Raw genomic sequence first — 13,269 nt, forward strand, 5'->3', positions numbered from 1 at the left:
AATGAAGATGGAAGCACTGGTGGTAAACGCCGGGGGCGAAGTTTTTTTTGAAAAAATTGGGAGAGCTGACAAGCTTTCCCAAGTTGAAAACGCCACCAACGGCGCGGTGGCGGTGGGAAGGTCCAATGGAGCGGTATGGGCTATTGGGCCGGGCGAATCCAGGTGGACAAGATTCGACAGAGATGTCGGATCTTGCGAAAAATTATTCCATTTTAACAAACGAACACTCCTGTTCGTTAAAATGGAAAAAAAAGCGAAAAGAGGGAAGGTCTCCCTCTCCCTCTTTTTGTTAAAGAGGTTTGAAAATTTTGCTAGTGCGGAACGCATTGGCATTGGTAAATTTGTAAAAACAAAAACTGGTTGGTGTATACGGAGGAAATAGCCAGCCAGTGTTTTGCCGGAACAGCGCGCTTTTTGTGGCGCTGTTCCGGTATGAGGTTTTTTTTGCGCTTTCTCTTCTACTTTAGCCGTCTCGTAGATGGACGTATAAATCCGAAACCAAAGAGCTGCTGTCGTTGTTTCTTAGGCCATAGTTTAGTTCTAAAGGATCGGTAGAGGCGTAGTTGTAGTAGAAAAATAAATCTATGCCGGGAATTTCTTCTTCGAGAAATGGCCACGCAGTTTCTACGTAAGCTAGTTGATTGTTCGGCCCTTGGGCGCCAGATTCGGTAACCCAGATAGGCTTTGCTAGGCTGTTTAAGAATGGCGCAATGCCGTTCCCATCCACTACGCGCTCAAACTGCTTGCCGTAATAGTGAATGTTCCACGCATCGACAATGCTAGTTGCTCCTAAGGCAGCTAAAGTTTTGTTATAGTTTAATATATCCGGATAGTCTTGATTAATAGAAGACGTTGCGGCATTTAAGACTATGCGCGTAGGATCAGTGGTTCTAACTACGTGTGCACCCAAAGATAAAAGCTCAAAATAGTTTGCGGGTTCAGCAAGCTCGAGCGCAGCGTCAGAATCACTCGTGGTTAAATCCGGCTCGTTCCAAATCTCCCAAGCCAAAACTCCAGGAGTGCCAGCATAACGACTCACTGCTTTGCGAAGAAAACGCTCCACCCAGGTTTTTCTCGGATTCCCCTCGATCCAGTTGCTCGAATTGCTCATCCAGCTAGGCGTATGCGCCAGCACGACTACAACGCTAACGCCGGGCGGAATTGATTCGATGATATCGTCAAAAAAAGAGAAATTTGGACTGTCGCCAGGAGACGGCTGAACATTATTGTCCCAAGCAAACAACACTCTTATAAAATTAATTCCCAAAGTATTTTTAATTTCTGCATATTGAGCGTCAATCGAACCAAAGCCAGGTTCATTAAAGAATGCATTTACTCCTAGTTTGTCTCGGTTTATTGGCTTTCGATCTATGTTATCTGTAGCTATGTCAAACGCCTTTTCTACGGACGAATTGCAAGCCGTAAGCGATGTAAGCAAAAACAGAACTAACAGTAAGGTTCGTAAAATCATAAAGCAATTTTCCCGAGAAAGGTTTTTTATAGGAGTATCTGAGACACTTTCCTCAATTGTTCTTAGATATTAAGCGAGAAGAGTTGCTTTGAGCAAGTAAAGATCGAATGCTAGCATCAAAACCCTCAAATATATTTGCATGTTCAAGCGCCAATGATAAGTGCTTAATCATAGATATGTCTTCCATTGGCATAGAACGACCAGTCTCCAAGTCTTCTTCAGTTATTAAAATGTCTAACTGTTCCAAAGAATTGGCGGTTAAAAAGAAATGCTGCTCGGCAACTGGTGCATTGCTAAAGAGGGACGAAATGCGGCGCTTGCTTCTAAATAATTCAAAGCCAAACCGAAAAGTTTCAATGCGCATGGGAATTATTTGAGGCAATAATTGCAATGACAGTTCAGGCATTAGTTGTTTTAACGCGCCACTTGACTCCTGAACTAACTCATAGACTATGTGTCTATCGCCTTCGAATCTGGCAAATTTGGTGCTTAACTTAAACTCAAACGGCAGCGCGGGTAGGTTTTCGCAATCTCGCGGTTGTTCTCTCTCGCCCTTGTTCCCAGATGAGTTCGCTTTAGGCCAATCTGAAAGGGATGTTGGCAAATGAAAGATCACGCCACTAACAAAACATAACTCCTCTTTAGCAATGTCGTTGGTAAAGTGAAAGTGCCTTTTTTCGCCAAGCGACAGCGGAAAAGTTTCAGGTGGCCTGCCTCTGAAGTTCACCACTTCGCCTGCGCCCCTCTCGCCAGTATCTCGAAATGGAATTATTTCTATAAGCGATTTGAGCAATGTGCCAAAAAAAGGAAAATCGCAACCAACTTCCTTCGCGCTAGAACGCTTGAAAAATTTGGCCTCAATAGAAACATCTCTTGCGGCCTGTAAAAAACGCCTGCGCCGTTCTACGCAAAGATGAAGCTCAAACATTGCCTAGCTTGGACGTTTCTGCTCAATTTTATCTTTGCCCGGGCTCGTCATTGAGCAGATACGAATATTCTGGATTTAACCAAATGCTTGCATCTGCGCGCAAAGTGCTAATTAATCCCTCATAAAGCCTATTCATGGCAGCGGCCTTTTCGTTCGCAATAATGGTGCTCCTTTCTTTGTCCAAATCTTCAGCAGCAATCGGCAATCTCTCCGCGAATTCAATAATGTGATAAGCATCGTTCTTTCTAAGAGGCTTGTTGTGTATGGGTTTAGTTGCAGTTAGACGAAACGCCATTTCGTGTATTGGGCCGTGGGCGAAAACATCCTTTGGTTGCTCGATGCGGCTAAAAGCTTCAGATTCGCTTAGTTTTAAATTGTGTCTACTAGCAATCTCGCCTAGCGTTTTAACGGCGACAACAGGAGCAGGCTCTGATTCGGTTTCGCCCTCCTTTGCGTCCTTAGACTGCGGTTCCTTGTCATCTAAGCCTCTAAGTTCGCCGATTAAATCGCCGGCAAATTTTTCGGCAAGCTCAAGCGATTTATGCGTCATGAAATCCTTAACAACTCTCTCCTTAACTTCCTCTAACTTAGGTATGTAAGACTGCTTGATCTCTTCTACCTTAACGAAATAAGCGGTGTTATCGATTCTCACCATGGACTCTTCTTTGTCCTCTAGCTTTATAACTTCCTGCATCAAGCCTGCGGGAAGTGACGTTTGCGTTGAATCAGATCCTACAAATCCACCGGGCGAATTGACCTCCAGATTCTTGCTCTTCGCAAATGCTTCTAAAGTCGTTTCGTTTTCCTTCGACTTATCAGCAGATGTCCATTCGGAGTGAAACTCGTCTGCGGCGATTTCTGCGTATGTTGGTGCCTCAGCCTGACGCAAAGCGCTAATGATAATATCCCTAACCTGCTCTAGAGTCTTTTCGGTTCGTGGCTTTTCACCTTCGAGGTAGATAATTACGAGGCCGTCGGGAGTTTCGATTACATCGCTGTATGTGCCTGCTGTAAGCTTTAGCGCGGCTTCGCGAATTGATGCCTGGAGATCGTCGAGTTCTTGCCAACCCAAATCGCTACCCTTACCGCTGTTCTCGTCGCCATTGGTTAATTCACTCGCTACGGCGCTAAAACTTTCACCTTTCTTTAGTCTCTCGATAATCGCCGCCGCTCTTTTCTTAGCATCCGCCTTGACGTCTTCCGGATTCTCACTCATTTGAGCCTCGTTCATATCGGGCTTTGAACCCGCATTCATTAGCTCCATGAGATTAGTTTTTGCCCTAATAGGTATAACAATTTGTTTTAGGTGAACTTTTCGCGGCTCAAAAAACTCCGTGCTATGCTCTTTGTAATACTCGCTAATGTCTTCCTCTGTAACTTCGACCTCGTTCAAATACGCTTCTGGAGGAAAACTTATATAACTAAACTTAAACTGTTCTGGTTTTCGGTAGCCTTCGGAATTCTTCTCCAAATAATCCTCCAATGCCTTAACGTCGTTGGTGTCGACCTGGCTTTCAAAATCCTTTGATTCAACCGCGATATAGCGAAACTTAGTTTTTGCATTGTTTCGCATGTAAACTGCTCTTATTTCGTCATCGGTTAATACACTTAAATCGTTAAGGATTGATTTTAATTGCTCCTCTAGTAAATCCTTTTTAACCATATCTTCCAGTTGCGAACCGTTTATCCCTAAAGTCTTTAGATAAAGCCTATATGTCTCTTTGTTGAACTTTCCTCCAAAGATTGGGAGCGAGCGAATTTTATTTTCTATTTGCATTAGAGATACGCTAAGGCCGAGTTCTTTTGTAAAGTCGTCTATTAGTAATCGAGTGGTGAGACTATCTATGGCGAGCTGCGGCAGCCTTAACTGATTTTTTATAAGTTCGTAATTGTCACCAAATTGTTGGCGAAACCTGGCCGATAAATTTTGGCTTTCCTTACTAAATTCACCATAGGAGATTTCCTTGTCATTAACTTTAGCAATAGCCGCCGAGACTGGCGAATCGAAAAAAGAGCCCAAGCCAAAGCCAAGCATCAACGAAGCACAAACGCCTACTGCTACCCATCCCACTAGTTTATTTTTGTTTTTTCTTATAAATTGCAACATTGAATTAACACTTTATGCACGCCTACCAAGAAAAATTAGTTCCCATCTATATCAAGCTACCAAAGCAGGATATAGCATATATAAAATTCGTCCTAGAGAGCTACTGCGATTTGGGCGTTGTTAGAACTTTGGACTCTTCTCTCGGCGAGATAGTTATCCTTGCCCTCTCATGTACTGCAAATAAGGTATATGAACTAATCGAAAGCCTCAAGGGCGAGTTGAATATAAGAGTAATACCAAAACCTCATAGCGCAAAAAGTGACTGGCTTCTGCAAGAAAGCGAAGAGTGAGAAAGAGACAGATTAATCCTTCTTGTTCTCTAGGCTGATTTTTAGCAAATCATTTAATAATTGAGGATTTGCCTTGCCTTGCGTTATTTTCATCAATTGACCCACGAAAAAACCAAACAATTTTGTTTTTCCGGATCGGTATTCGCTTACCTGTTCAGGATTGCTGGCTATCACCTCGTCGATGGCTTTTTGAATCAATTCTGGGTTGCTAACTTGCTTTAGCCCTCGACTTTCAACAATGCTCATAGGCGTAGCGCTTGTTGAAAACATTTCGGCGAAAACGGTTTTAGCAATTTTTCCGGAGATCACGTCGCTGTCGATGAGTTGCACCAGAGCTGCTAAATTTTCTGGACTAACTGGACATTTTTCAATGGAGATAGTTTCTTTGTTTAAAAGGCCAAAGAGTTCGGATGAAATCCAATTGGCAATACCTATTGGGTTATTATGTGCTGATACCGCCTGGTCGTAATATTGAGCTACGAAGCGCTCTTGGGTAAGCACTTCGGCGGTGTACTCATCGAGGCGGTACATTTTTAGAAAGCGCTTGTAAACTGCAACTGGGAGTTCTGGCAAAGTAGCGCGAATTTTTTCAATCCAGTCATTGTCGATAACTAGGGGTAGCAAATCTGGATCTGGAAAGTAACGGTAATCTTGAGCGTGCTCCTTAGTTCTCATTACGCGAGTTTCGCCCTTTGCTTCATCCCATAATCTAGTTTCTTGTCTAGCCTGTTTGCCCTCTCTTAGCAGAGCTGTCTGGCGCTCAATTTCGTAGGCCAGAGCACTTTCTACGAACTTAAAGGAGTTTAGGTTTTTTATTTCGACTTTTTCTCCAAGTTTGGTTTCGCCTTTTGCTCGCACAGAAACGTTAGCGTCGCATCTAAGGCTACCTTCCTCCATGTTGCCATCGGAGATGTCTAAATACCGAAGAATCTGCCTAATTTGACGCATGTAGGCGCCGGCTTCTTCTGGGCTTCGCAGGTCTGGTTCTGATACAATTTCCACCAGAGCTACGCCTGCGCGATTCAGATCAACGCTAGAGTACGGGCGGTTTGCGTGATGCACGTTCTTTCCGGCATCTTCTTCCAAGTGAATGCGCGTAATGCCGACAGTGCGCAAATTGCCGTTAATCCTAATTTCTAGGTGCCCGGATTTGCAAACTGGCTTTTCGTATTGAGAAATTTGATAGCCTTTAGGAAGGTCTGGATACATGTAGTGCTTTCTTGCAAAGATGCTTTCTCTAGCAATGCCACAACCAGTTGCAAGCCCAAGTTTTACAGCAAATTCAACCGCGAGTTTATTTAAAACCGGCAATGAGCCAGGCAGCGCCAAAGTCAGAGGATCTGTTAGCGTATTGGGCGGGCAACCGACAACTGTAGATGAGGTTGCAAAAATCTTACTATCAGTCGACAACTGAGCGTGAACTTCTAGACCTATTACTGCTTCTATTTCTTGCGTCATATTCTTGAACGAATCCTCTTGCTAGTATCGAAGGCTAGTTCTCTCTGTAGTTCTTGTGCCACGCACATCAGTTTGGACTCTTGAAAAGGCGCTCCAATTAGTTGGAGCCCAATTGGCAACTCGTTGTTGTCTAGTCCACATGGCAGGGACAAACCGCAGAGCCCAGCTAAGTTTACGGGGCAAGTAAAAATATCGGCCAAATACATCTGCAACGGCGAAGTGCATTTTTCGGCAATTTTAAAAGCCGTTGTGGGAGCCGTTGGAGTTGCGATAATATCGCAGTCATTGGCAAACGCCGCCTTAAAATCGTTAATTATAAGGGTTCGCGCCTTTTGCGCCTGCAAATAATAGGCGTCGTAGTAGCCAGCCGATAGCACGTACGTTCCTATCATTATGCGCCGCTTAACTTCTGGGCCGAATCCCTCTTGGCGAGTTTTCTTGTACATGTCTGCTAAAGAGCCACAGCTCTTTGTTCTGTGGCCATAACGAACGCCGTCGTAACGAGCTAAATTGGACGAAGCCTCGGCAGGGTTAATTATGTAATAAACTGGGACGGCAAGTTCGGTGTTTGGAAGCGAGATGTCGACGAGCTCGGCTCCAAGTTTCGCGAGTATTCTTAAACCTGCTTGGACTGCCTCGTTAACTTCGCTTTGCGTTCCGCTGATAAAATATTCCTTAGGCACCCCGACGCGAAGACCTTTAAGCCCTTGATCTTTACTAGCTTGAAGATTGGCAACGTAATTTGGAACATCGACTTTCATCGAAGTAGAATCGCTTTCGTCGTGTCCAGAAATTGCCTCCATTATAAGCGCTAAATCTTCAATTGTTCTAGCAAACGCGCCAATTTGATCGAGCGAAGAAGCAAAGGCGACGCAACCATAACGACTTACTCGCCCATATGTGGGCCTAAGACCTAAAATTCCAGTAAATGCTGCTGGTTGTCGAATGGAACCGCCGGTGTCGGTGCCAAGTGCTAGAGGTGCTGAGCCTAAGGCAACCGAAACGGCGGAGCCACCGCTAGAACCACCTGAAACGCGCTCTTCGTCCCAGGGGTTACGCACAGGTCCAAATGCGGAGTTTTCATTAGAGGCCCCCATGGCAAACTCATCCAAATTGGTTTTGCCTAGGATGACCGCTCCGCGGCTTCTTAGTTTCGCCACTGCTGTGCAGTCGTACGGCGGGATAAAACCTTTTAGCATTTTAGAGGCGCAGGTTGTCTCTATCCCTTCTGTAACTAGCATGTCCTTAATTGCTACCGGTATGCCAGTAAGCGCAGGTGAGTTTTGCTTCTTTTGAGCAATGATTTTGTCAGCCGAGTTAGCCGCATTGAGGGCCACATCTTCGCAGATAGTTATAAAGTGATTAAACCGCTCGTTAGTAGACATTATCTGTGCGAGATGTGCCTTGGTAAGCTGAACAGCAGAAAACTCGCCAGCTAACAGACCTCTTCGCATTTCGGTGGCAGAAAGTCGTATAAGTTCAAGTTCGTTCATGTTGCTAATTATAATATTTTTGGAACTTCAAATCCCTGTTTGTCGAATGCAGGTGCGTTTTGTGCGACTTTTTCAATATCTAAGGACTCCTTAACTACGTCATTTCTAAACGCATTCGTGACGCCATGAACATGGCTAGTCGGCACGACGCCTCGCGTTGGAACGGCGGATAGTTTGTCCACGTATGAGAAAATGTCATTGAGTTCCTTTTGGATTTTTAGTAGCTCATCTTCTGAGAGCTCTAGCATCGCTAGGTCTGCAATGTTCCGAACTTGCTCGAGTGAAAGGCTGCTCATAGTTGCAAAATACCTTGAAAATGTAAGAATTGTTTTTCGATATTTTTGGAAGAGCTGTAAAACTTAACAACTCTAAAGATGTTTTCGATATCACACATTCCTTATGATCGCTATAGGAGCCTCGCGTGAATCATTACGTAGCTGGAATAGATGAAGCTGGAAGAGGGCCTTTGGCCGGCCCAGTTACGGCTGCCTGTGTGGTTCTCCCATCAGGTTACTCAAATTCTGAGTTTCGAGATTCAAAAAAACTTAGTAGCCCTGTTCGCGATAGGCTTTATTTAGAGATAATAAAGGTTTCGCTGGCCTATGCAGTTGTGTCTATTGGACCAAGGCGTATTGAAAAGCTCAATATTAGAGAAGCTACTCGTTTAGCCATGGCGCTAGCAGCGGAAAAAGTACGTAATTCTTTAGAGATTAGCAGCAAAACTAAGTCAAAAAAATTTAGTCTTCAGTTATTAGTTGATGGAGATACATCAATTGACACAAATCTTTCGCAGAAGACGATAATAAAAGGCGATGAAAAAATACTGGCAATTTCTGCTGCATCTATTCTTGCGAAGGTAAGTAGGGATCGCCTTATGGAGCAATTAGATACTTATTATCCTCAGTATGGATTTGCGAAACACAAAGGCTACCCTACGAAAGCTCATTTGCAGCAGATTGCCGAGCATGGGCCAGCGCGACCGCATAGATCTACATTTGCAGGAGTACGAGAGTATTTATCGAGATTTTGTCGAGAATAACGCAAATCTCCATGATTCGCGTGCAGCAATCGCTAAGCTTGGTGAGGGTTATGCTTTGGTTTATCTGAAATCTACCGGGATGCGCGAAGTTTTTAGGAACTGGCGGTGTAGAGTTGGAGAGGTAGATTTAATATTAGCCGACAAAAATGAACTCGTTTTTGTAGAGGTTAAGAGCCGAATTGCAAATTTAGTAGCTAGTAAATGTATTTTTGAAAACATACATGATAAGAAAAAAAAGAAATTACGTGCACTTGTTCAAGTGTATTTGTTAATTTTTTATAAGAAAAAACCACGCCCGCCGGTGCGCATAGATGTCGTAGGAGTGTTGTTGCGGCAGGTAGATTTGAGAGTTGAGAAAGTCATGCACATTAAAGGGGCTGTGTAGTTTTGTCGGCGCGTTGCTGTAGATTTGTGAGCAGGAGAGATAATCATGATAGATCCTAGATTACTTCGAGAAGATTTTAACAATGTGAAGAGGCTCTTAGCTACAAGGGGTTTGCCCGAAAGCATTGATTTGTACCCAGAATTAGACGAGCAGCGTCGCGAAGCGCTGCTAAAGATAGAAGAAATTAGGGCTAACAAAAATCGCCTCGGGCCACGCATAGCGCAGGCAAAAAAGGAAGGGGCAGATGTGTCGACTTTGCTAGAGGATTTAAAACGACAGGGCGATCTCGAGAGCCAGCTTGCCGAAGATTTAGAAGTAATCGAACAAAAACTCGCTAGTATTCATCATAGGATTGCCAATATTCCCGATAGCAGTGTTCCCATTGGGGCTGGGGAGGAGCAAAACCGAGTAGAGAAATATTGGGGGGAGAAGCCCGTTTTCTCATTTACGCCTAGCGCGCATTGGGATGTTGGAGAAGCGCTGAATATATTGGATTTTCCTCGGGCGGCGAAAATTTCGGGATCTCGTTTTGCGGTTTATCGAGGTGATGGCGCTAGGTTAGAAAGAGCGCTAATTAATTTTATGTTAGAGCGGCATGCTAAGCGCGGGTATCAGGAAATGCTCGTGCCAATTCTCGTGCGTGCCGAAGCACTTTTTGGTTCTGGTCAGCTTCCCAAATTCGAGGCGGATTTATTTAAAACAGCTGGTGCTGAACCACAGTTTTATTTGATACCGACCTCGGAAGTATCGCTTTGCAATTTGCATGCGGATGAAATACTAAATGCCGAAGATCTACCGCTGTACTACACTGCCTATACTCCTTGTTTTCGGGCAGAGGCGGGGTCTCATGGCAAGGATGTGCGGGGATTAATTCGCCTGCATCAGTTTAATAAGGTTGAGTTAGTAAAGATTACGTCTCAGGAAACTTCCTTTGAGGAGCTCGAGATGCTAACTGCTGATGCAGAATCCATTCTCGAAGAGTTAGGCCTAGCATATCGCAGAATAACCCTCTCATCGGGAGATATGGGACTAGCAGCTGCAAAGACATATGACCTAGAGGTATGGCTGCCAGGGCTTGGGTGTTATCGCGAAATTAGCAGTTGTTCTAATACTACGGACTATCAGGCCAGGCGCACTAAGACGCGCTATCGCGCGGCTGCTGGAGAGAAGCCAAAATTCGTGCACATGTTAAATGGGTCGGGGTTGGCAGTTGGTCGGACAGTTGTGGCTATTTTAGAAAATTATCAGCAAGAAGACGGTTCGGTAGTAATTCCCCAAGCCTTGCGTCCGTACATGAATGGGCAGGAGGTAATTACTAAAAATTAGGGGCGTGTCGATTCGAGTTGTATTGGTTAAGAGTTGTATGTTCGTAGTGATTGTTGCTTTAGTCTCAGTGTTTTTAGCGAGTGAGGTGCGTGCGGAAATTTGGGAGTGCGTGAATAGCGCTCATCGCGGTGTCACTATATACACAAATGCTCCAGTGCAGTCGAACTTAACTAATTGCGTTAGAGCGTCGTCTTTGGTGTCGGTTCCATTTAATCAGTTATCGCCAGAAGCTTTTATGGGGTTAGGTGCCGGATCGACGGAAGTTAAAATGCGCGCTAGGCTTGACGAAGGGTTAGGCGGAAAAGCTCGTGGTGCTAAGGATGAAAGTATTGAGGAGCCTGAGGCAAACTCAAAGAAGCGCAATTTATTCATTCGCTGGAACTATAAAGAAGTAAGAAAACCAGGAAAGCCATTTGATAACAAGTGCAGGATAAAGGGGTCGATTAAAGACGAGAACGGCGGACCCGTGCGCATATCAATAACTAGAGGTGCGTTAACGGAGGAAACATTTAAGTTAATAGCACGAGCTAACTACCAACCTACGCCAATTAATATTACGCTTAAAGGCGGTTGTAGGAAGCCAGGGCTGGAGGTTAAGGGGTAAGTTTTGTGCTCTTTTGCAAGAGCGGTTTAATATTTTGTAAAGTCTTGAATAATCCTCAATCCACTAGGTGCAGCAGGAGCAGTATTGTTGCTACCCCCGGAAGAAAGCTTCCACGTTCCATGCGATGAACCCACATAGACAGAGGAATCAAAGGGGCTCACAAATATGCCGTAGGGAGAAAAATATGGACCGATATTGCCGCTGATGTTTGTCCAGGTGTTTCCGCCGTCGGTAGAGCGAAAAATGCCGTTGGATGGGCCACTAAACTCGGCCCACATACCTAGATAAAGAGTGCTAGGAGTCCTGGGATCGATAGCTACATACTGTGAATGCAGCGAGCCAAATTGATCGTATTTAAGCCCATTATCGGCGTTCTTCAACGACAGGCTAGTGCCATTAATTACGTATAGTCCCTTGTATCTAGCCGCAACATAAATCTTATCGGCGTTAGCTGGATCAATGGCAATTTGATAGGCAAATGTTGGAATGTTCGGATAGGGCGTTGTCCAGTTTAAACCACCATCTGTAGATTTATAAATTTTAGTCACACCATCTGCGAATAAGTGCGAATAAACGATGTTTCCGTTGCCCGGAAACATTGCAGTTACGGGACGATCTAATTTAGAAAAACTGTTCTGCGAATTCGGATCGCTACTGCTAAAATTAGTAAACTTAAACCGGCCAGTATAAGCGACATCAGGGTTCGTTGGATGAAAGGCGGCAAAAGCGGGCAAACCACCCTCAGTGCCATCTACAAATGTCCACGACAAACCGCCATTCCTAGTAATTACTACCTTAGAAATATTCCAATCCCCAATAGCTGTAATTACGCGATTAAAATTATTTGGATCAACGGCTCCGGCATTAGTGGTTCTCTGGCCGTTATATCGCGGAGCTCTCATGTAACTAAACGTATCGCCGCCGTTAGTTGTCACGTACGGGCCATAGTCGAACAAAAACATAACGAAGTTGTTGGCACTGAGTTTATCCCACTTAATATCAACCACTCTACCTCCGGTATAACCACTTCCCGCATATCTCCAATTAACTCCTCCATCAACGGTGCGTTTAATCTTGTTGCTAGTGCCATTAGTAAGGGCAATGTCCCTATTCGTAGGGTGTGCGATTATGGGGCCGCCGTAATAATTCCCCGCATCTGGTCCCGTGTTACCATCTCCAGCTTCTGCAGAGTTACCTACCCAGCCGTCTGCATTTTGCTCATCGGTCGAACTAGGCTTAACCCAGCTATCCCCTCCATTACGAGAATAAAACAGTCTCGGCCAATCAAATTGATAACTCTGAAGATATAAGTACATTGGATCGGCTTTGCTGATAGTAAAACCGGTAATCTGATTAGACCCGTCAATCATTAATCCGTTATTTTTTACAGTCCAGCTCGTGCCACCATCGGTGGTCTTGTATATGCCGTCATAGACGAGGTTTAAATAAATGATATTGCCGTTGCTAGGATGGATGAGAGCAGCGAATGGAATCTTGTTATTTAGCACAGTAATTTTTACTTGTGTTGCCGAGCTGCCGCTATCAGTGATTTTAAAGAATCCAATATTCGTGCAGACAAACAAAATAGAATTATTCGAAGGATGAACCTTTACATCGTAAATCCAGGCGTCGCTTAATATCGTGCCCCCACCAGACTTAGCAACTTTCACCCAGGTAGTTCCACCATCCGTCGACTTTAAAAGCCCCTCTGTCTCTGTGCCAGCATAAATAGTATTGCCACCGCTAGTAAAAGCAACGAGGTAGCCGGCCTTGCGGCCATCCGGCCTCGGAATGGTATATTTTGTAACTCGAACTAACTGCCAGTTCTCTCCCCCATCAGTGCTCCTATATATGCCCATTCTATTATCAGATGTATCTTCGCTAGTGTCAGGCAACATGGCATTTCCCGAAGCAAAAACTATATTTGGGTTACTGGGATGAACAGCAATGGAACTCCCTCCGCTCGCACTAAAATTTCTAAACTTAGGGGTCCAAGTAGTTCCACCATCTGTGCTCTTCCATGGGCCGTTTACATCCGCCAGCACATAGACAATATCCGGACTAGATGGCGCATAAGCCATGCTAAAAATCTCCTGCATCCCCTCTCCGCCGCTAAGCCCTGCGGTCTTCTGTGCCTTTGTCCGTATCGGCACCTGCTGCCATGCTGG

12 protein-coding genes are annotated in these 13,269 nt (G+C 44.7%); 5 read left to right on the forward strand and 7 right to left on the reverse strand.

What is annotated here, in order from left to right; all coding sequences use genetic code 11:
- Positions 1–463: 463 nt before the first annotated feature.
- From IT291_01215 to IT291_01225, 3 genes are read right to left on the reverse strand one after another with little or no spacing between them, the layout of a single operon-like run.
- Positions 464–1,471 (reverse strand): cellulase family glycosylhydrolase, encoded by a 1,008-nt coding sequence (locus IT291_01215; GenBank protein ID MCC6219841.1) that lies wholly within the window; start codon positions 1,469–1,471, stop codon positions 464–466.
- Between the two features lie 52 nt (positions 1,472–1,523).
- Positions 1,524–2,399 (reverse strand): hypothetical protein, encoded by an 876-nt coding sequence (locus tag IT291_01220; protein MCC6219842.1) that lies wholly within the window; start codon positions 2,397–2,399, stop codon positions 1,524–1,526.
- Positions 2,400–2,427: 28 nt separating this feature from the next.
- The gene (locus tag IT291_01225) at positions 2,428–4,506 is read right to left on the reverse strand and encodes a SurA N-terminal domain-containing protein (protein MCC6219843.1); all 2,079 of its coding nucleotides are present in this window, start codon (positions 4,504–4,506) and stop codon (positions 2,428–2,430) included.
- 14 nt (positions 4,507–4,520) lie between these two features.
- Here IT291_01225 and IT291_01230 point away from each other — a divergent pair, with 14 nt between their 5' ends.
- Positions 4,521–4,796: a DUF4911 domain-containing protein gene (locus IT291_01230; protein ID MCC6219844.1), complete on the forward strand. Its 276-nt coding sequence runs from the start codon at positions 4,521–4,523 to the stop codon at positions 4,794–4,796.
- A 12-nt stretch (positions 4,797–4,808) separates the two neighbouring features.
- Here IT291_01230 and gatB read toward each other — a convergent pair whose 3' ends face one another.
- Genes gatB through gatC form a run of 3 tightly spaced genes read right to left on the reverse strand, consistent with a single transcriptional unit; the run spans position 4,809 to position 8,043 of the window.
- Complete coding sequence (gatB, locus tag IT291_01235; GenBank protein ID MCC6219845.1) at positions 4,809–6,254, reverse strand: Asp-tRNA(Asn)/Glu-tRNA(Gln) amidotransferase subunit GatB; 1,446 nt, start codon at positions 6,252–6,254, stop codon at positions 4,809–4,811.
- The gene (gatA, locus tag IT291_01240) at positions 6,251–7,747 is read right to left on the reverse strand and encodes an Asp-tRNA(Asn)/Glu-tRNA(Gln) amidotransferase subunit GatA (protein ID MCC6219846.1); all 1,497 of its coding nucleotides are present in this window, start codon (positions 7,745–7,747) and stop codon (positions 6,251–6,253) included. Before gatA ends, gatB begins: the two co-directional genes overlap by 4 nt.
- 8 nt (positions 7,748–7,755) lie before the next feature.
- On the reverse strand, positions 7,756–8,043 hold the full coding sequence (gene gatC, locus IT291_01245) for an Asp-tRNA(Asn)/Glu-tRNA(Gln) amidotransferase subunit GatC (protein ID MCC6219847.1): 288 nt from the start codon (positions 8,041–8,043) through the stop codon (positions 7,756–7,758).
- Between the two features lie 125 nt (positions 8,044–8,168).
- Here gatC and IT291_01250 point away from each other — a divergent pair, with 125 nt between their 5' ends.
- From IT291_01250 to IT291_01265, 4 genes are read left to right on the forward strand one after another with little or no spacing between them, the layout of a single operon-like run.
- Positions 8,169–8,786 (forward strand): ribonuclease HII, encoded by a 618-nt coding sequence (locus IT291_01250; GenBank protein ID MCC6219848.1) that lies wholly within the window; start codon positions 8,169–8,171, stop codon positions 8,784–8,786.
- Positions 8,713–9,171, forward strand: coding sequence for a YraN family protein (locus tag IT291_01255; GenBank protein MCC6219849.1), 459 nt, complete (start codon positions 8,713–8,715; stop codon positions 9,169–9,171). Before IT291_01250 ends, IT291_01255 begins: the two co-directional genes overlap by 74 nt.
- Positions 9,172–9,216: 45 nt before the next feature.
- Positions 9,217–10,497: a serine--tRNA ligase gene (serS, locus tag IT291_01260; GenBank protein ID MCC6219850.1), complete on the forward strand. Its 1,281-nt coding sequence runs from the start codon at positions 9,217–9,219 to the stop codon at positions 10,495–10,497.
- 4 nt (positions 10,498–10,501) lie between these two features.
- Entirely contained in the window at positions 10,502–11,101 is a 600-nt protein-coding gene (locus IT291_01265; GenBank protein MCC6219851.1) for a hypothetical protein, read from the forward strand.
- 26 nt (positions 11,102–11,127) lie between these two features.
- On the opposite strand, the gene IT291_01270 is transcribed toward IT291_01265, so the two are convergent.
- Positions 11,128–13,254: a hypothetical protein gene (locus tag IT291_01270; GenBank protein MCC6219852.1), complete on the reverse strand. Its 2,127-nt coding sequence runs from the start codon at positions 13,252–13,254 to the stop codon at positions 11,128–11,130.
- Positions 13,255–13,269: the final 15 nt, after the last annotated feature.

Source organism: Deltaproteobacteria bacterium (genome assembly GCA_020845775.1).
GTDB lineage: Bacteria > Bdellovibrionota_C > UBA2361 > SZUA-149 > JADLFC01 > JADLFC01.